Raw genomic sequence first — 529 nt, forward strand, 5'->3', positions numbered from 1 at the left:
CGATAAGACTGAGCCGGCCGACCGAACCGGATCTGGTGGCGCGAAAGATCGGCTCCCTGAAGTTCTGGCTTTACGGCACGAAGGATTATCTGGACAGGCACGCGCCAGGCGCACGTGGTTTTTTGGCTTACGACGAGAGCATGGAGCTCTCCGAGCAACAGCAATGGCTGCGCGCCGTACTGGCGGGTCGTCCCCTGGTCATGCAGAGCAATAACCTCGACGTTCAATATCAAGCCGCACGCCATGGCGCCGGCATCATCAACCTGCCCTTCTTCATGGGCGACCACGACGCGAAGCTGTCTCGTGTCGAGGACGAGGAATACATCCCCCTGGTTCGCGAGATCTGGCTAGCCGTCCACAGCGACCTGCGTGACGTGCCCATTGTTCGCGTCGTCATGCCGTTCGTCACCGCCTGCCTTCAGGAAGGGCTGGGAATTTCTTCACATGACAAGTGAAGCGATGGCGGATTTATCACCGCTGACAGATGCCCGATGATCGGGACTTCGCCATCGCACGGCAGTCATCGAGG

The 529-nt window shown here is 59.5% G+C and carries 1 protein-coding gene; it reads left to right on the forward strand.

The window, feature by feature from the left end:
* A partial coding sequence (locus CBX98_RS25335) for a LysR substrate-binding domain-containing protein (RefSeq protein ID WP_197710246.1) occupies positions 1-455 on the forward strand: 455 nt, incomplete at its 5' end.
* Positions 456-529 lie beyond the last annotated feature (74 nt).

It is taken from the genome of Vibrio sp. T9, assembly GCF_003123985.1.
In the GTDB taxonomy this organism is placed as follows: domain Bacteria; phylum Pseudomonadota; class Gammaproteobacteria; order Enterobacterales; family Vibrionaceae; genus Vibrio; species Vibrio diabolicus.